This window comes from Arthrobacter sp. NPDC058127 (genome assembly GCF_042884555.1).
GTDB lineage: Bacteria > Actinomycetota > Actinomycetes > Actinomycetales > Micrococcaceae > Arthrobacter.
In genome coordinates this window covers 17,405-34,431 of the sequence record NZ_JBHVTT010000030.1, presented here as the reverse complement: position 1 = coordinate 34,431, position 17,027 = coordinate 17,405, and the positions used below count along the sequence as shown (strand labels likewise).

The window sequence follows — 17,027 nt, the reverse complement described above, 5'->3', positions numbered from 1 at the left end:
CGCCTCCTCACCAACGACCCCGGCATGGGCGTCATCCGCCACGCCGACGCCGGCTACGACCGCGCCATCGAAGTCGCCCACGAACGCGGCGTCCGAATCCCCATGACGGAAACCAACTAACCAGACCCCACACCCCCAACTAACTCGCATTAGTTGTCGTCATGGGACCCCAAAACGACAACAACTGCGAGCTAGTTGGGAAGAACGAGGAAAAATGACTCTCACCACCCACGAACCGCTGACCGTCACCCTCGGCTCCAGCGGAGTCACGCCGGAGGACGTCGTCGCCGTCGCACGTCACGACGCCAAGGTGACCATCTCCCAGGAAGCCCTGGACACGGTCGCCAAGGTCCGCGCCCACATCGACGGCCTCGCCCACAGCGAAGTTCCGGCGTACGGCGTCTCCACGGGCTTCGGTGCCCTGGCCAACCGCCACATCCCCAACGAACTCCGCACGCAGCTGCAGAAGTCGCTCATCCGCAGCCACGCCGCCGGCATGGGCCCGGCAGTGGAGCGCGAAGTGGTCCGCGGCATCATGTTCCTGCGCGCCAAGACCCTGGCCTCGGGCCGCACGGGCGTTCGTCCCGTGGTCCTGCAGACCATGGTGGACGTACTCAACGCCGGTATCACCCCCGTTGTCCGTGAATTCGGCTCCCTGGGTTGCTCCGGCGACCTCGCCCCGCTGTCCCACTGCGCACTGGTCCTGATGGGCGAAGGCGAAGCCACCGGGCCCGACGGCGAGCTCTACGGCGCCGCCGGAACGAAGCCGGTTGCCGAGCTCCTCGCCGCACACGGCATCGAGCCGGTGGTCCTCGCGGAAAAGGAAGGCCTGGCCCTGGTCAACGGCACCGAGGGCATGCTCGGCATGCTCCTGATGGCCATCGCCGACCTGCACCTGCTGCTTACGACGGCGGACGTCACCGCCGCGCTCAGCGTCGAGGCGCTGCTCGGCACGGACCAGGTGTTCCTGCCGGAGCTGCACGCAGCCCTGCGGCCCCACCCGGGCCAGGCTGCAAGCGCGGACAACATGCTGCGCGTGCTTTCCAACTCGCCGATCGTTGCTTCGCACCGCGTCAACGACACCAAGGTCCAGGACGCGTACTCGCTCCGCTGCGCACCCCAGGTTGCCGGCGCGGTCCGCGACACCGTGACGCACGCCGAACTCGTGGCCTCCCGTGAGTTGGCTGCAGCCATCGACAACCCCGTGGTGCTCCCGGACGGCCGCGTGTCCTCCAACGGCAACTTCCACGGCGCCCCGGTGGCCTACGTGCTGGACTTCCTGGCGATCGCGGTGGCCGACTTGTCTTCCATCTCCGAGCGCCGCACGGACCGCATGCTGGACCCGGCCCGCTCACACGGTCTGCCGGCGTTCCTTGCCGACGATCCCGGCGTGGACTCGGGCCTCATGATCGCCCAGTACACCCAGGCCGGCCTCGTCTCGGATAACAAGCGCCTGGCCGTCCCGGCTTCAGTGGACTCCATCCCGAGCTCCGCTATGCAGGAAGACCACGTCTCCATGGGTTGGCACGCTGCCCGGAAGCTCCGCAAGGCCATTGAGAACCTGCGCCGTGTCCTGGCTGTGGAACTCGTGACGAGCGCGCGTGCCCTCGACATCCGCACCAAACTGTCCGGTGGCGAACTCACTCCGGGGCCTGCAGGCACCGCCGTGATCGAGGTGCTGCGCGGCGTCGTCGATGGTCCCGGAACTGACCGTTTCCTCTCACCTGAGCTGGAAGCGGCGGACCGGCTTGTAGGCGCCGGCGAGGTGCGAGCAGCGGCCGAATCCGCCGTCGGAATTCTCGCCTGACGCCGAACAAAATGCTGTTCGAGTGAACAATAGGAAGCGCCCCGGAAATGTTTGGCAATACGTGCCCCGGGGCGCTTTCTGTGTAGTAGAACTTATGAGGTACGGCATGTCCACGCCGACGATGTCGTGGGCCTGCCGGGGAATATCCGTTCACAACTGAAACAACGAACATCCACAAAGGGGTAGAAGTTCAATGAAGGCACGCGGGACAGTCCTGTCCAGGCGAATCGCACAGTCCGCCGTCGTTTCCAACTGGGGAACGTTGAAGGTGGGGGAGCGGATCGAAGTCGTAAGGCACGCACACGTGGTCGCGGCGGGGGAGGTGCAGGAAGTCTCGGGCAGCGGCAACGTTGTGTGGCTTGAACCCGCAGGACCTGGCGCCGATGAAGCCGCCAAACAGCTTTTCATGAAGTCCGACGGCGTGGAGCTGCGCCGGGTGTAGTGACCGCTTAACAACCGAGATAAAGAACCGGGGCTTGTTTCCCATTCCGCGCCGTCCTGGCGTGGTGTGGGAAACAAGCCCCGGTTCTGTTGTCCGTGCCTGTTTCGAGGACCTGTCCTAGGCGGCGAGGACCTCGCGGGTCTGGCCGAACGGGACCGACTCGTCCAAGGCAACCGTGTAGCTTCCGGGTTCCCGGCGGGTCACCAGGATCCCGCAGCGACCGTCTTCGGCAGCGGCTTCGATGAGCGTGCCGACGGCTTCGTCAAGTCCGGCGTGGACTTCGTCGACGGACGCAAAGGACAAATGGATTTCCTTGGGTTCTATTATTGCGGTGTTCATTGGGGGGCTCCTTCTGCAGGGTGCCGCAGGGGGGAGCGGCAATTCCTGCATAAAAAGATAGCAAAGAGTCGTCGGATGTCTGTCATTCTGGGAGCTGGATCACCGGCGGACCATAGCGCGCAAGAGCTTCACTGCGACGGAGAGTGCCGCAATGTCCACCGGGCCGGGTTTGATGGCTTCCTTGATGGTGTCCTGGATGCGGGCGAGTTGTTCGATGTTTCCGCGCTCCCAATCCATGATCCGCTCCACCGGGTCGGCGGCCGCCTCCGAGGAGCGGGGCGTGTGCCGGACAACGGCCTTGGTCATGTCGGCAAGGACCAAGTACATGTCGTCGCGGAGGGCTGCCCGCGCCAAGGCCTCCCAGTGGGTTTCGCGCGGCAACAGCGTGATGTGTTCCAACAGCGGAATGGCCGAGATCCGCTCAAACACGGCGAAGTAGACCTCCGCCACGTCCTCAACGGGCTCCTGCAATTCCTCGGCAATCGCGGAAGTGTCCAGAAGGCCGTAGCTGACGAGGAGTTCCGAGGCTCGAAGGCCCAGCTCGTGTGGCAAGCCCACCGAATCCGAATGGGCGAGGCGCGTCAACGAGTGTTGCAGGTTGATCCCGTGCAGGAAGCGCGTGAAATTTGCCCGCATCAATGACATCGGCCGTTCGAGCCGCGCAAAGGCGTCCGCAAGGGGCTTGTCCCGGAAATCGTGCGTGACATACCAGCGGGTGGACCGGTCGAGGAGGCGGCGCATATCCAGGGCGACGGCGCACCCATGTTCGCTGGGGATGCTTGCGGGTACTTGGGCCAGGGCCTCCGTGACCGAATCGAAGTCCCAGATTCGGCGCATGACCACGAATCCACGCGCCACCGCGGCCGCCGAAACGGTGGTCTCTTCCATGGCGCGGAACGCGAAGGCTATGCCGCCGAGGTTGATCATGTCGTTGGCAACCACCGTGGCGACGATTTGGCGGCGCAAGGGATGAGTGGAGAGGTCCTCGCCGAACCGTTCCGAGAGCTGGCGGGGGAAATACTCGCGCAGCGTTTGCGAAAACCATGGATCGTCCGCGAGCCCGCCTTCAGTCAGCTCCCGGGCCAGCTCGATCTTGGCATAAGCCGCCAGCACGGCCAGTTCGGGCGATGTCAGTCCGACTCCGGTCCCGACTCGTGCCTGGATTTCCTGGGTAGTCGGCAGGCATTCGAGCTCCCGGTCCAGGTCAGTGGCCGAGTCGAGCCAGTCCATGGTCCGTTCGAAGCTCGGGCTCCACTCGAGGACCAGTTGCCTGTCATTGAGCAGGAGGACGTTTTGGTCAACGTTGGTTTCCAGGACGAGGCGCCCCACCTCGTCCTGGAGTGAGTGCAGGAACTTCGTCCTTTCGTTGGGGGACATCTTGCCCGCGGCGATCATCCGGTCCAGGAAAATCTTGATGTTCACCTCGTGGTCCGAGCAGTCCACGCCGGCGGAGTTGTCGATGGCATCGGTGTTCACGAGGATTCCGGCCAGTGCGGCCTCGATCCTGCCACGTTGGGTGATGCCGAGATTGCCGCCCTCGGCGATGATCCGGGTACGCAGTTGGGCGGCGTCGACCCGGATGGCATCGTTTGACTTGTCTCCGACGTCGGCATGCGTCTCGGTGGAAGCCTTGACGTAGGTGCCGATTCCGCCGTTGTACAGCAGGTCGACGGGGGCCGTGAGGACGGCCCTGAGCAGATCGGGCGGGCTCATCGCCGTTGTGCCTTCATCCAATCCCAAGGCGAGGCGGACCGGTTCGGTGATGCTGATTGACTTCTCGGCCCGGGAGAACACTCCTCCGCCGGGACTGAGCTTCGCGGGGTTGTAGTCGGCCCAGGATGAGCGCGGGAGCTTGAAGAGCCGTTTCCGCTCGGTGAAGGAAGTGGCCGGGTCCGGGGTGGGATCCAGGAAGATGTGCCGGTGATCGAAGGCCGCCACCAGCTTGATGTGGTTCGAGAGCAGCATGCCGTTGCCGAACACATCGCCGCTCATGTCGCCGATGCCCACCACGGTGAAATCCTCGGTCCGGGAGTCGATGAGCAGTTCGCTGAAATGGTGCCGCACGGACTCCCAGGCGCCGCGGGCCGTGATGCCCATCTGCTTGTGGTCATAACCCACTGAACCGCCGGACGCGAACGCGTCGCCCAGCCAGAATCCGTACTCTGCCGCGAGGTCGTTGGCGATGTCGGAGAACGTGGCCGTGCCCTTGTCCGCGGCCACCACGAGGTAGTAGTCGTCGCCGTCGTGCCTCACCACGCGGGCGGGCGGGACGACCCGCTCGGCAACCAGGTTGTCCGTGATGTCCAGCAGTCCACGAACGAAGATCCGGTAGCTTTCCTGGCCCTCGGCCAGCCAAGCCGCCCGGTCTTCGGCGGGGTCCGGGAGCTGCTTGGGATAGAAGCCGCCCTTGGCTCCCGTGGGAACGATGACGGCGTTCTTCACGGTCTGGGCTTTCACGAGCCCCAGGACCTCCGTGCGGAAGTCCTCACGGCGGTCGGACCAACGCAAGCCGCCGCGGGCAATGGCGCCGAAACGCAAGTGGACGCCTTCCACCCGTGGCGAGTAGACCCAGATTTCGAACTGTGGCCGGGGCGCCGGTGCGGCGGGGATGGAAGCGGGGTTGAGCTTGAAACTCAAATACGGCTTGTTGAGGTAGAAGTTGGTGCGCAGCGTGGCCTCCACGAGGCTCGCGAGCGAACGCAACAGGCGGTCGGCGTCGAGGACCGGTACAGCGTCGATCGCTTCCGCCAGTTCCTTCCGGGCCGCGTTCGTGGCCTGTGTCCGGGAGCTGTACTTGCCGCCGTCCGTTTCGAACAGGTCGCCTCCGGCCGCCATCTGCTCAGCAGGCGTCGGCCCAGCTGGCGCCGGCGCGCGCAGTTCAGGATCGAACAGATCGGGTTCGAAGCGGTCCGGATCGAACTTCGCCTCGAAGAGCGAAAGCAAGGCGCGGGTTGCACGCACATTCTCGCGAAGGGTATCCGCGATGAACCCATAGGAATTGGTGCTCCCCAGCTGCCGAAGGTACTTCGCATACGCCCGCAGGATGGCTGTCCGCCGCCAGTCGATCCCCTCCCGGATGACCAAGGCATCGAAGGCGTCGGACTCCGCATCTCCCCGCATCGCGGCACAGAACGAAGCGGCCAGGAGCTCGCCGGTTCCCACGGGATCAACACCGCGCGGATAGACGAGGCCGAGGTCGTATAGGAAGAAGGACCGCCCATCGGCACGCTGCACATCGAACGGCCGCTGGTCCAGGACGCGCAAGCCCAGGTTGTGGAAGAACGGCAGAATCTCGCTCAGGCTCTGCGGACGGGTCAAATACAGACGAATCCGTGCATCTTCGGTGAGGACGGCGGTTCCCGGGCGCCTGTAGACGGTGAGCAAAGGGTCGGGGGTGTCGCCGTCTGCCAGGTCCGCGTCCGGGGGCGCGAAACTCTCGAACCGGACGATGTCCTGAACCGCGTCTTCCACCTCGTAATCGGCCTTGTAGCTGGCCGGAAAGGCGGTGGCCCATTGCCGGGACAGCCGGGCGGCCTCGTTCGCGGGGAACCTTGCCCGCAAGGCTTCGTCCAGGCCTTCCGCCCATGACCTCGTTGCGGCAATAATCCGCTGCTCCAGTACCGCAGGGTCGACGACGGCGGGCGCCCCCTCGCGTGGCAACAGGACCCGGAAGAACACGCGGGCCATGGAGGATTCGCCAAGGCGGAGCTCGAACTCGATGGCCTCGGAGCCGAAGGCCTCGCGAAGTTCGCGTTCAATGTTGAGCCGGACGGCCGTGCTGTAGCGTTGCCGCGGCAGGAAGACCAGCGCCGCCATGAAGCGGTTGTGCGAGTCCGGACGCAGGAACAACCGTGTGCTGTGGCGTTCTTGGAGGCGCAGGATGTCCCGCGCGTGCTCGGCCAGCTGCCGCGCGTCGATATGGAAGAGTTCATCGCGCGGATAGGCCTCCACCACCGCCAGGAGTTCCTTGCCTCGGTGTGACGCGGGCGGGTAGCCGAACGTCCGCAGCACCTCGTCGACAGTGTCCCGGATGACGGGAATCAGGAGTGCCGAGCGGGATGCCGAGCTGGGAGCGAAGAGGCCGACGAAGGTGCGCTCGCCGCTTGTGTCACCCGTGGTCAGGCTGATTTCGTCGAGGTAGGCGCGCCGGAGGACCGTCGAGCGGAGCGTCGACTTGGTGAGGGTGAGGAGGGGTGCCGCGCCAGGCCTTGCGGACGGACCGGCTTCGGACGGCACGGCATTGGACACGTCGGCCGCCACATTCCGGAGCAACCCCAAACCCCGCAGGCCACGGTAGCCGAGGAACACGAAATTCCCGTCGTCCAGCCAGCGCAGCAACTCCTGGACCTCCTGCGCTGCGGGGACCCCCTCCAGGCGGCGGACTTCATTGGCAAGTTCCTGGTGGATGGCAGCCGCGTCTTCCGCGGCGGCCCGGACATCGCCAAGGACGGTCTGCAGCCGTTCAACGAGGCGTTCGGCGCTCGTTTCGTCCGGAAGCCTGGAGATCTCGACGGCGATCCACGCCTCCGCGAGCGGGCCGCCGTCGTCGTGGTCCACAGGGGTGACCGAAGCGGAAGGCTCGACGCCGGACGGCAGTCCCGTCCGCAGGGGGCGGCGGTGGACGTCGGTCAGGCGGTGGGTGGCTGGATCCCGGGTGACGGTAAAAGTGGGGTGGACCAGGAGCCGGATGGAGGCGTTGTCCCTGGCGATTTCCGCGGTGACCGACGGAACCAGGTAGGGCATGTCATCGGTGACAATCGCTGCGAGGCTCGCGTCGGCCTCGTTCAGGACGCCGATCACAGCTTGCCCGGGAGCCCGCCGTTCCGCCAATGAGCGGTGGTAGCGGGCACGCTCCAGGAGTGTGTCCGTGGTGTAGTTGCGGACATCGTCATCGGCCACGTGCTCGTAGTAGTCGCTCAGGAATCGCTCGGGGGCGCCGGGGGAAGTGCCCAAGGCGTGGTCCGCGGGCTCGATCCTGGGTGACATGTCGCTGCGCCTCCGCCGCGCAAGGAGCGGCCGTACTTTAGCGGTCGGCGAAGTCCTGCGCCTGATTTCATGATGGCTGGCGCGGGGCGGGGCGTAAACCCCTGGAATGCACTGCGAGACGGCACGTCGCGGCAGTATTGCCGTGATGTGCCATCTCGCGGGTGGTGATGCCGTGCCTAGCGCTTGACAGCGTCCAGCTTGAGCATCTTGGCGATGACGCCGTCGAGCTCGGAATCGTCGAAGATCTTCTTCCAGTCGTCCTTGATGATGGTGTCCTTACCGTACTGGATGGCGATTTCGCAGGCCTCGGAGAACGGGTTGGAGCCGCGCAGGGCGTTGGTCAGGGCGATCTGCACGTGACCGAACAGCATGGCCTTGGCTGCTTCTTCCGGGACGCCGGCGGTGTGCACGGTTTCGTGGAGGGCTTCGTTGAGCAGGGTGCCGATCATGCAGGCCACGGTCTCCACGAGGGTGGGTTCGAGGATGGCGAGCTGCTTGACGGTGACCCAGTGGACGTCGATGACGGGGGCGTAGATGGTGCGGATGGTCGCCTCGGCTGCGTCGCGGGTCGCTGCCGGGGCGTCCTCGTCGATGGCTGCCACGACGTTCTGCGGGGCGCCCTGGCCGCCGAAGGTGTCGGCCCATTCTTCCTTGGTGGTGCGCTCGAGGAACACGGACGGGTGGCACGGGTGGGCTACGGCTTGGACGACGTCGTCGCGCTTGGCCAGCAGTCCGGCATATGCAGCGGCCGGGTCCAGGGTAAGGAGGATCGAGCCGGGCTTCATCTGTGGGACGACGCCTTCGGAGACGATGCCGAGGACGGTGTCCGGCACGGCGAGGATCACGACGTCGGCGCCCTTGACGGCGTCGTCCGTTGCGGTGATCTCGCGGCCCTCGGCGCGGACGCGGTCCTGGCCGGCGGGGGAGTTCTCGCTGTAGGTGACGGTGTGGTTGCTCTTCTGGAGGTTGGCGGAAACGCGCATCCCCATCTTGCCACCGGCTCCGACAACGGCGACGGTCAATTGTTCTGCTGACATTTCACTTGCTCCTTAGGAATTCGAGGCTTTGTTGGGTCCACTGGTTTTCGATGCGGATGGTTTCCGTCTCGGTGTCCTGCCAGGGCAGCCAGTGTTCGACGATCTGGTTGATGCTTCTTTGCGAGGGCTGGATCTTGCCGGCCATGTAGTCGTAGTCCAAGAGGCCTTCGCCGAGCGGCGCGCCGGAGTACGTGAACCCGACCCACCCCTCCTTGCGGCTGAACGCAAAGTCTTTGATGTGCATGTTCAGGACATAGGGCGCGACGGCGTCAATCACCTCGCGGGGCATCTCCAGCGCCGCGACAGTATTGGCGGGGTCGCTGCAGATCCCGAGGTACGGGTTGTCCACCCGGCGGATCACGTCCAGGATCCGTGCGGTGGGCACCTGCTCATAGGTTTCGACGGCGATCCGCACGCCTGCCGCTTCGAAGGCCGGCAGGACCTCGGTGAAGATCGCGGTGGCTTCGTCGGCGTCGGGCGCGTGGCCGGGGACGTTGAACATGGTCCTGAGGAGGTCCGAGCCGAGGATCCGGGCGATGTGCAGGAACTTGCGAAGGTGCTCCGGGCGAATGCCCTTCGTGCCGAGTTCCAGCGTGATGCCCAGGGAGTCCGCGGTTGAGCGGACGGCAGTTAGTTCGTCGTCGGACATGTGCTCCAGGGGAGCGTAGTCGCAGATCTGGAACAGCTCCACGCCCAGTTCCGCGGTGCGCGCCAACGCGTCGTGGATGCTCAGCGGTGCCGAGACGGCGTCCGAGAGTTGCCAGAAGAACGCGTAGCTGCTCAGGCCGATGGTTGAGCTCATACTGTCACCCCTTTCGCGGCCCTTGCCGGTGCGGACGCAACGAGGCGTGCGGCAGCCTCGTCCAGGATGGTCTTGAGCGCTTTCGGATCGTGCGCGAAGCGGCCCAGGAACAAGCCGGCGACGGACATGTCCAACTGGCTGATCAGTCCGGGGCCGGCACTGCCGCCGTAAATGACACGGCTCTCGGCCTGTCCCGGCAACGAGCGGAGGTGCTCGTCGAGGCCGCGGACCACGGCGCTGATGTAGTCCGGGGTGGCGGGTTCCGGTGCGCCGATGGCCCATTGGGGTTCGTAGGCCACGATGGTCCGGCCTGCGGGACCGAGCGATTGCGCCCGTTTGAGTCCGGCGTCGATCTCGGCGGTGCAATGGGCGATGGATTCTTCGGCTGAACCGGAGTTCAGTTCGCCGACGCACAGAACCGGGGTGAGGCCGTTGCGGTAGGCCGCCGTGGTCTTGAGTCCGATGACCCGGTGGTCCTCGCCGAAGATCCTGCGGCGTTCGGCGTGCCCGATTTCGACGTAGGAGCCGCCGATCTCGGCCACCATCTTCCCGCTGACTTCACCGGTGTACGCGCCTTCGTCTTCCCAGAAGATGTCCTGCGCGCCCGTGCCCACGCCGGACATGTCCAGGAGCCGGCCGGCTTCGGCCAGCACGGGGAAAGCCGGCAGGACGAACAACTCGACCTCGCCGCTCTGGACCGCGGGATGCGCAGCCGCGATGGACGCCACTTCCCGGCAGTACTCGAGCGTGTGCTCGTAGCCGAAGTACATCTTCAGGCTGACGCCGATGATCGCCTTCTCATTCGTCCCGCCGACGGCGGGTTTAGCAGGAAGTGACACCCTCGTAGTCCTTAATGAGTGTGACCTTCTCGGCGGAGGCTGAGGACTCGTCGAAGGTGTAGGTGAGCCACTCCCCGGCGAGGCGGCGGGCCAGTTCCAGGCCGACGACGCGCTGGCCGAAGGTGAGGACCTGGGCGTTGTTGCTCAGGACGGCCCGTTCCACGGAGAAGGAATCGTGGGCGGTGACGGCGCGGATGCCGGGGACCTTGTTGGCCGCGATGGCCACCCCCAGTCCCGTGCCGCACACCAGGAGTGCACGGTCGGCCTTGCCCGCGGCGATGAGCTCGGCGGCGGCGATGGCCACGGAGGGGTAAGGGGTGTGGCTGATGGCGTCCACTCCGACGTCGGTCACGGATTCGACCAGTTCACTGGCCTCGAGGTCGGCCTTCAGGGCTTCCTTGTACTCGAATCCGGCGTCGTCCGATCCGATGACCAGGCGCAGTTTGGTGCTCATGCTGTCTCCTTGATGGTGTTTTCGACGGTGTTGTCCAGAAGGGACTCGTGGATTGCCTTGACGATCAGGGCCATCGAGACGGCTCCGGCGTCCGGGGTTCCCAGGCTCTTCTCGGCGTGCGGGCGGGCGCGGCCCATGAGCGGCAGCAGGTTCGCGGTGTCCTCGGCAGCCTGTTGGGCTGCCACGACGGCGGTGCCCCACGCGTCCGTCAGGGACCGGCCGTCCTGCACGCCGGCTTCGAGGGCGTCGCGGAAAGGGACCAGAACATCCACCAAGGTCTTGTCGCCCACCGTGGCCTTGCCGAAGTTCATGATGGCCGCGGCGGCGTCCGCTACACCGGTGGCGACAGCACCGCCGTCGGGCGCGTTGACGTCGCCCAGGGCGTCACCGACGGCCCGCAGCGCCATGCCCCACAAGGCGCCGGAGGTTCCGCCGGCCTTATCAGCCCAGGCGTCCCCGGCGAAGTGCAAGGTGGTGGCCGCGCCGGCACCGCGTTCGACGGCGTATGCCGCGGCTTCCACGGCGGCGCGGACTCCGCGTTCCATGCCGATGCCGTGGTCGCCGTCGCCGGCGATCGCATCGATCCGGCCGAGTTCGTCAGCGTTGGCCTCTACGACGTCTTTGGCGGCGCCAAGTGCGGCGAGGACGCGGACGGCGGCCGCGCGGGACTCAGCCGTGGCGGCAGGGATGGAAAGTTCGACGTCGGCCAGCTCGCTGCTGTCGGTGCCTGCGGCGTCGGCTGCCAGGGCTTGCGAAGTGATCGCGCCGCGGCGGAAGGCAGGGGCATCGGCTGGCGCCAGCCACAGTTCCTCAAGCTCGGAATCCAGCCAGAAAAGGGTCAAGGATGTGCCTGCCATGTCGAAGCTGGTCACGAGCTCGCCCACCTGGGGATCCACGACGTCGAGCCCTGCTTCTGCAAGGAGCTTCGCTACGCGGCGGTAGACCACGAACAGTTCCTCGTACTTCACGCTGCCCAGGCCGTTGAGGATGGGGACGACGCGGGCGCCGCTGATCTCGACGCCTTGGGGGATTTCGGCGAGGAGCTTGGTAACCATCAGCTCGGCGAGCTCGTCCGCCGTCGGAATGTCGGTTTCGCCGATGCCCGGTTCGCCGTGGATTCCCATGCCGACGGCCATCCGGCCCTCGGGGACGGTGAAGAGCGGCCGTTCCGCGCCGGGCAGCGTGCACCCGGTGAACGCGACGCCGAAGGAACGGGTGCGGTGGTTGGCACGTTCGGCGATCTGCACGACGTCGTCCATAGAGTGGCCGGCTTCGGAGGCTGCGGCGGCGACCTTGAAGACGGTCAGGTCACCGGCGATACCACGGCGCTTGTGCATCTCACTTGCGGGGGCGGAGGAGATGTCGTCCGTCACGGCGATGCTGCGGCAGTCGATTCCCTCCTTCCGGAGCTTCTCCTGCGCCTGGGTGAAATGCAGGACATCGCCGGCGTAGTTGCCGTAGCCCAGGAGCACGCCGCCGCCGTTGTCCGACGCCTTGGCCACGTTGTAGACCTGCTGCGCGGACGGTGAGGCGAAGAGGTTGCCCATCGCTGCGCCGTGCGCCAGGCCCTGGCCGACGAGACCCCCGAAAGCCGGGTAGTGGCCCGAACCGCCACCGATCACCAGTGCTACCGTGCCGGGAGTGCTCCGGGTGCTGCGGGCAACGCCGCCGGATACGCGCCGTACCCAGCGGCCGTGCGATGCGACGAAACCTTCGATCATTTCGTCAGCGAAGGCTGCGGGTTCATTGAACAAGCGGGTCATGCGGAACTCCTGGACCTAATAGCGAGGATTGGTATGGTGCCGGATGGCGGGGCGGTGGGGCCCAACTGACTGGCAGTTGTTGTCGTTATGGGGGCTCAAAACGACAACAACTGCGAGTTAGTTGGGCGGGCCGGGCCGGGTTAGGGCTCTGCGTGGTGGCCGGCGCCTGCGGGATCCAGTGCCTCTGCGGGGATGCCGTCGCTGGCCTTGCCCCGGCGGCTGAGGACAACCATGAGGATCGAGGACAGGAGCATGAACCCGCCCACCACGAACAGCGGCGCCGTATAGCTGCCGGTCCAGTCCTTGAGCCAGCCGGTGATGTAACCGGCGCTGAAGCCCGCGAGATTACCGACCGTGTTGATCAGCGCGATGCCGGCTGCGGCTGCCGCGCCGGTGAGGAACTGCGTGGGCACCGTCCAGAAGTTCGGCAACGCCGCGAAAATGGACATGGCGGTGATGGTGATGACGGCGATCGTTGCGGCCGGGGATCCTGCGAACAGTGCCAACGGGATGCTGACGGCGCCGGTCAGTGCGGGAAGCGCAATGTGCCACGTCTTGACGCCGCGCTTGGTGGCGTCCCTGGACCAGAAGTACAGGGCGACGGCGGCAGGCAAGTACGGGATAGCCGTGATGAGGCCTTGCTGGAAGACGTCGAACTTCGTTCCGAACTGGGACTCGAAACCCTTGATGATGGTCGGCAGGAAGAAGCCGAGGGCGTAGAGGCCGTAAATGAATCCGAAGTAGATCAGGGAGAGCATCCAAACGCGGCCGTTGCCGAACACTGTGCGGACGCTGACGTGCTTGTTGCTGGCAGCGGTTGCTTCCTTTTCCTTTGCAAGGGCACCGGTCAGCCAGGTCTTTTCCTCCGACGTCAGCCACTTGGCCTTGGCGGGGGAGTCGACCAGGTAGAACCAGGAGATGACGCCGATGACGATCGCCGGAATGGCGACGCCGAAGAACATGAACCGCCAGCCTTCAAGGCCGAAGAACACGCCGTGCTGCTGGATCAACGCGCCGGCCAGCGGAGCGCCGATCACCGTGGTCAGGGGCTGTGCCAAGTAGAAGAGCGCCAGGATCTTGCTTCGGTGCTTTGCGGGGACCCAGAGGCTCAGGAAGAGGATTGCGCCAGGGAAGAATCCGGCCTCGGCCACACCAAGGATGAAACGGAGGACGTAGAGCTGATCCACGTTGCCCACCCAGGTGAACACGAGGGACACAATCCCCCAGCTGACCATGATTCGGGCCAGCCAGCGGCGTGCGCCGAACTTGTGCAAGGCCAGGTTGCTAGGCACCTCGAGCAGGATGTAGCCGATGAAGAAGACTCCGGACGCGAAGCCGAACTGCGCTGCGGAGAGCGCAAGGTCCTTGTTCATGCCGTTGGGGCCGGCGAACGAGATGGCTGTCCGGTCCAGGTAATTGATGAAGAACATCAAGGCGACAAACGGCACCAGCCGGATCGCGACCTTTTTGATGGCCGATCTTTCGACCACCGATTGTGTGGTGTCCACATTGACTCCTAGAGGTTGCCGGAGCGCGTTGTCCTTCTGCAGACCAGGCGGCTCGGGTTTTCTTAGTGCCGATCCGTCGACTTCGATGCCGCAGGACCGAGCTAAGCGTGTGATAAAAACCATAAGCCCTCAAGAGCAAATTGGTCAACCGGTTGACTGATCCTAATTTTCACGCACCGCACTCGCGCTCGATCGCGGGGTGCTTGGGTGCGGGAGAAATTGGTCATCCGGTTGCTACGCTGTGAAGATGTCAGCGAATTCCGCCGCCGCAGCGGCCCATATGACGGCAGCCCTTGCCCCCATGGAGCACGGCTCCGTCGTCTCCGAAGTTGCTGAGAGGCTGCTCGCGTACTTCACCAGCGGCGACATCGCGGCGGGGACCCGCCTCCCGGCCGAGCGGCAATTGGCGGCTTCGCTCGGCGTCGGGCGTTCAGCGGTTCGCGAGGCGTTGGCTGCGTTGGAAATCCTCGGCATCGTCATCGTCCGGCCGGGTTCCGGGACCTACTTGCGCGACGGCGTCTCCGAATTGCTGCCCCGCACCCTCAGTTGGGGACTCATGCTGGGCGAGCCACGCACACGCGAACTCGTCGAGCTCCGCAGTGGACTGGAGGTCCAGGCGGTTCAGTTGGCCGCAGCCCGCATTACTGACGAGGCATTGGGGCGCATGCGAACCAACCTTGACGCGATGGAGGCCGGGCTGGACAACCTCGCTGTTTTCGTCGAGGCCGACGCCGCATTCCATAAGGAAATCGCGACCGCTTCCGGGAACCAGGTCCTGCAGGAACTCCTGCAGAGCATTAGGTCGCTCTTGCGAATCTGGGTGGACCGGGCGCTGACCGATGAAGGCCATGCCGCCGCCGCGCTCGCCGAGCATCGCGCGATCTTCAAGGCCCTCGAGTCCCGGGACGCCGCCTTGGTGACAGAGGCCATGGTCTCGCACATGGGCACAGCGTCTCGCCGCCTGCTGGCGGGCTACGACGCAGCCCAATAGCTCGGCCCCTGGGCGTTTCGCCCAGGACAACACATGAGACGTGGTGGCGGGATTCGAACCCGCGTGCGCTGCTTTGCAGGCAGCTCCCTGGCCTCTTGGGTACACCACGTGCATCGAGGTTAGGCGGGCTGCAGTGCGCGAACCAATAATGGTTTCGAAGCCTTTCGCCAGGTTTCGCGGCGTTGCTTCGGGTGACCTTCCGCGACGCGGGTTGCATCGCATGAGCTCCCAAATATTGGTCAACCGGTTGACTCGTCGCATGGTGCGCATCACAATTGAATCCGATTGCGCTTACTTCCCTCCTCGCTGCAAAGGCCTGCTGTGATCAATGACGAAAACCACTCCAGGCTGTTCGCCCCGTCGGAAACGGTGGAAGCGGCAGCTTGGCGGGCCGAGCTACGCAACGATGAACTCTCGGACATCACGTTCAACGGCATACCGGTACTCCGGGCCATTCGCGCAGTGGTCCGCGACCACGACTGGCGCACCCTCGCTCCCACTGTCAGCCGGGTCGCGCAACACGCCGACGGCGCCACCACGCTCCTACTCGACATCGACTTCGCCGGTTTCGGCTCCAGCTACACCGGCGAGCTCGCCATTCACCTCATGAAGGACAGCGTCAAGGTGACGTTCGACGGCGTCGCTCCCGCTGCCTTCCGCAGCAACCGGATCGGACTCGTGGTGCTGCACCGCCCAGACGACGCCGGCCGTGCGGTGACCATCGGCAGTCCCGGCGGCGCCAGCTCGCCGTCGTTCTTCCCCAAGGACATCAGTCCGCACCAACCCTTCCTGGACGTTTCTTTGATGGAATGGGAGCGCGACGGAACGCGGTTCAGGCTCGACTTCCAGGGCGACGTCTTCGAAACCGAAGACCAGCGGAACTGGACGGACGCCTCGTTCAAGACGTACAGCACGCCGCTTTCCAAGCCGTTTCCGGTGGATGTTTCCGCCGGCGACCGCGTCCACCAGTCGGTGCTCCTGACGGCGACGCCCGGGCCTGTGGTGCCTGTTCTTCGGCCGGGTCCGGAACGTGTGCTCACGGTACTCGACGGCGGCACGGCCCGGGTGCCGGCGCTTTCGCTTTCGGCTACTTCGGCCACAGCACCCAGAACCCGTTCCGAGCCCATTCCCGGCCTGGACGCGCTGCTTCTGGAGCTCGCGCCCGGGCCCGACGCTGAGGGCTCGATCCGGCGGGCCACGGATGAGGCCATGGATCTGGACGTTCCGTTGGATGTGCGCCTGTCCGTCGATTCGCCGGATCGCATCGGTGAACTCCTCGATCTCCTCCCCTTGGACAAAGTGCTGCGGCTCGCGGGGTTCGACGCTTTCAGCCACGTCACGGAGCCAGGGCTCTGGGATGAACTCAAGGACCAGGCTCGGCAGCGCGGATTTAGCGGCGCACTGCTTGCCGGTGCGCGATCGCACTTCACCGAGCTGAACCGCAACGCGGGCCGCCTCCCCCCGGACGCCGACGCCGTGTCCTTCAGCATCACCCCGCAGATGCACGCCACCGAGGTGCCGCACGTCGTCGAAACCCTGCCAATGCAGCGGCTCGTCGCGCTCAACGCACTCCGGATCGGCTCGGGACGGCCGCTGCACCTCGGGCCGGTGACCCTGAAGGCGCGGTTCAACGCCGTCGCCACCGAAGGCGACGAAGCGGCAGCCGAAGCCACCGACCCGCTGCAGCCTGAGACATTTACAGCCGCCTGGCTGATGGGAAGCATCGCGGCGCTCAGCGTTCCCGGCGTCGAATCCGTCAGCTATTTCGAGGCAACAGGACCGCGCGGTATCCGTGAAACCGGCGGCCTCACGCCCGCGGGCGAGCTGCTGGCCGCCGTCGCGGCCGTGCGCGGGTGCGAGGTCCTTGACGTGGCCGGCGAGGTGCCCGGCCTCGTGTTCTATCCCGTGCGCGACGGCGGCCGGACGGTTTTGTTTGCCGCTAACCTCACTGCCAAATCGCTGAGCGTCGTCGTGCGGCTTCCGGGCGGCGACAGTACCAATCTTGAACTTGAGCCGTGGACTGCTGTTGTCCGCCGCGTCGACTGAACTGAAAGAGGAA

The 17,027-nt window shown here is 65.5% G+C and carries 13 protein-coding genes and 1 tRNA gene; 5 read left to right on the top strand and 9 right to left on the bottom strand.

What is annotated here, in order from left to right:
* The 3 genes from ACFVTG_RS24095 to ACFVTG_RS24085 all read left to right on the top strand — a co-directional run.
* Positions 1-120, top strand: a 120-nt coding sequence (locus tag ACFVTG_RS24095) for a hypothetical protein (protein ID WP_390283414.1), incomplete at its 5' end; no start/stop codon positions are given.
* Positions 121-214: 94 nt separating this feature from the next.
* On the top strand, positions 215-1,807 hold the full coding sequence (hutH, locus tag ACFVTG_RS24090; protein ID WP_390283408.1) for a histidine ammonia-lyase: 1,593 nt from the start codon (positions 215-217) through the stop codon (positions 1,805-1,807).
* Positions 1,808-2,000: 193 nt separating this feature from the next.
* Entirely contained in the window at positions 2,001-2,249 is a 249-nt protein-coding gene (locus ACFVTG_RS24085; protein ID WP_059388455.1) for a hypothetical protein, read from the top strand.
* Between the two features lie 117 nt (positions 2,250-2,366).
* Here the strand turns inward: ACFVTG_RS24085 and ACFVTG_RS24080 are convergent, their stop codons facing one another.
* From ACFVTG_RS24080 to ACFVTG_RS24045, 8 genes are all read right to left on the bottom strand, one after another.
* Positions 2,367-2,588: a hypothetical protein gene (locus tag ACFVTG_RS24080; protein ID WP_390283405.1), complete on the bottom strand. Its 222-nt coding sequence runs from the start codon at positions 2,586-2,588 to the stop codon at positions 2,367-2,369.
* Between the two features lie 99 nt (positions 2,589-2,687).
* Entirely contained in the window at positions 2,688-7,574 is a 4,887-nt protein-coding gene (locus ACFVTG_RS24075) for an NAD-glutamate dehydrogenase (RefSeq protein WP_390283402.1), read from the bottom strand.
* Positions 7,575-7,750: 176 nt separating this feature from the next.
* Complete coding sequence (locus ACFVTG_RS24070; protein ID WP_284754727.1) at positions 7,751-8,611, bottom strand: phosphogluconate dehydrogenase C-terminal domain-containing protein; 861 nt, start codon at positions 8,609-8,611, stop codon at positions 7,751-7,753.
* Position 8,612: 1 nt separating this feature from the next.
* The gene (locus ACFVTG_RS24065; protein ID WP_390283398.1) at positions 8,613-9,413 is read right to left on the bottom strand and encodes a sugar phosphate isomerase/epimerase family protein; all 801 of its coding nucleotides are present in this window, start codon (positions 9,411-9,413) and stop codon (positions 8,613-8,615) included.
* The gene (locus ACFVTG_RS24060) at positions 9,410-10,252 is read right to left on the bottom strand and encodes a triose-phosphate isomerase family protein (protein WP_390283395.1); all 843 of its coding nucleotides are present in this window, start codon (positions 10,250-10,252) and stop codon (positions 9,410-9,412) included. Before ACFVTG_RS24060 ends, ACFVTG_RS24065 begins: the two co-directional genes overlap by 4 nt.
* Positions 10,236-10,706 (bottom strand): ribose-5-phosphate isomerase, encoded by a 471-nt coding sequence (locus ACFVTG_RS24055; protein ID WP_284754724.1) that lies wholly within the window; start codon positions 10,704-10,706, stop codon positions 10,236-10,238. The genes ACFVTG_RS24060 and ACFVTG_RS24055 overlap by 17 nt, the downstream gene beginning before the upstream one ends.
* A complete protein-coding gene (locus tag ACFVTG_RS24050) occupies positions 10,703-12,469 on the bottom strand; it encodes a dihydroxyacetone kinase family protein (RefSeq protein ID WP_390283392.1) in 1,767 nt (588 codons plus the stop codon). Before ACFVTG_RS24050 ends, ACFVTG_RS24055 begins: the two co-directional genes overlap by 4 nt.
* Positions 12,470-12,609: 140 nt before the next feature.
* A complete protein-coding gene (locus ACFVTG_RS24045; protein ID WP_390283389.1) occupies positions 12,610-13,977 on the bottom strand; it encodes an MFS transporter in 1,368 nt (455 codons plus the stop codon).
* Between the two features lie 247 nt (positions 13,978-14,224).
* On the opposite strand from ACFVTG_RS24045, the gene ACFVTG_RS24040 reads away from it, so the two are divergent.
* Positions 14,225-14,968: a FadR/GntR family transcriptional regulator gene (locus ACFVTG_RS24040; RefSeq protein ID WP_390283386.1), complete on the top strand. Its 744-nt coding sequence runs from the start codon at positions 14,225-14,227 to the stop codon at positions 14,966-14,968.
* Between the two features lie 38 nt (positions 14,969-15,006).
* Here the strand turns inward: ACFVTG_RS24040 and ACFVTG_RS24035 are convergent.
* Positions 15,007-15,077, bottom strand: a tRNA-Cys gene (locus tag ACFVTG_RS24035).
* Positions 15,078-15,289: 212 nt separating this feature from the next.
* Here ACFVTG_RS24035 and ACFVTG_RS24030 point away from each other — a divergent pair.
* Positions 15,290-17,014, top strand: a complete 1,725-nt coding sequence (locus ACFVTG_RS24030; protein ID WP_390283383.1) for a hypothetical protein — start codon at positions 15,290-15,292, stop codon at positions 17,012-17,014.
* The last annotated feature ends 13 nt before the right edge of the window (positions 17,015-17,027 follow it).

What these genes read in the sequence shown, in the direction of transcription:
- ACFVTG_RS24085 (WP_059388455.1), top strand. Translation starts at nt 2,001, where the DNA reads ATGAAGGCACGCGGGACAGTCCTGTCCAGGCGAATCGCACAGTCCGCC.
- ACFVTG_RS24040 (WP_390283386.1), top strand. Translation starts at nt 14,225, where the DNA reads ATGTCAGCGAATTCCGCCGCCGCAGCGGCCCATATGACGGCAGCCCTT.
- ACFVTG_RS24070 (WP_284754727.1), bottom strand. Translation starts at nt 8,611, where the DNA reads ATGTCAGCAGAACAATTGACCGTCGCCGTTGTCGGAGCCGGTGGCAAG.
- ACFVTG_RS24050 (WP_390283392.1), bottom strand. Translation starts at nt 12,469, where the DNA reads ATGACCCGCTTGTTCAATGAACCCGCAGCCTTCGCTGACGAAATGATC.
- ACFVTG_RS24075 (WP_390283402.1), bottom strand. Translation starts at nt 7,574, where the DNA reads ATGTCACCCAGGATCGAGCCCGCGGACCACGCCTTGGGCACTTCCCCC.
- hutH (WP_390283408.1), top strand. Translation starts at nt 215, where the DNA reads ATGACTCTCACCACCCACGAACCGCTGACCGTCACCCTCGGCTCCAGC.
- ACFVTG_RS24065 (WP_390283398.1), bottom strand. Translation starts at nt 9,413, where the DNA reads ATGAGCTCAACCATCGGCCTGAGCAGCTACGCGTTCTTCTGGCAACTC.
- ACFVTG_RS24055 (WP_284754724.1), bottom strand. Translation starts at nt 10,706, where the DNA reads ATGAGCACCAAACTGCGCCTGGTCATCGGATCGGACGACGCCGGATTC.
- ACFVTG_RS24080 (WP_390283405.1), bottom strand. Translation starts at nt 2,588, where the DNA reads ATGAACACCGCAATAATAGAACCCAAGGAAATCCATTTGTCCTTTGCG.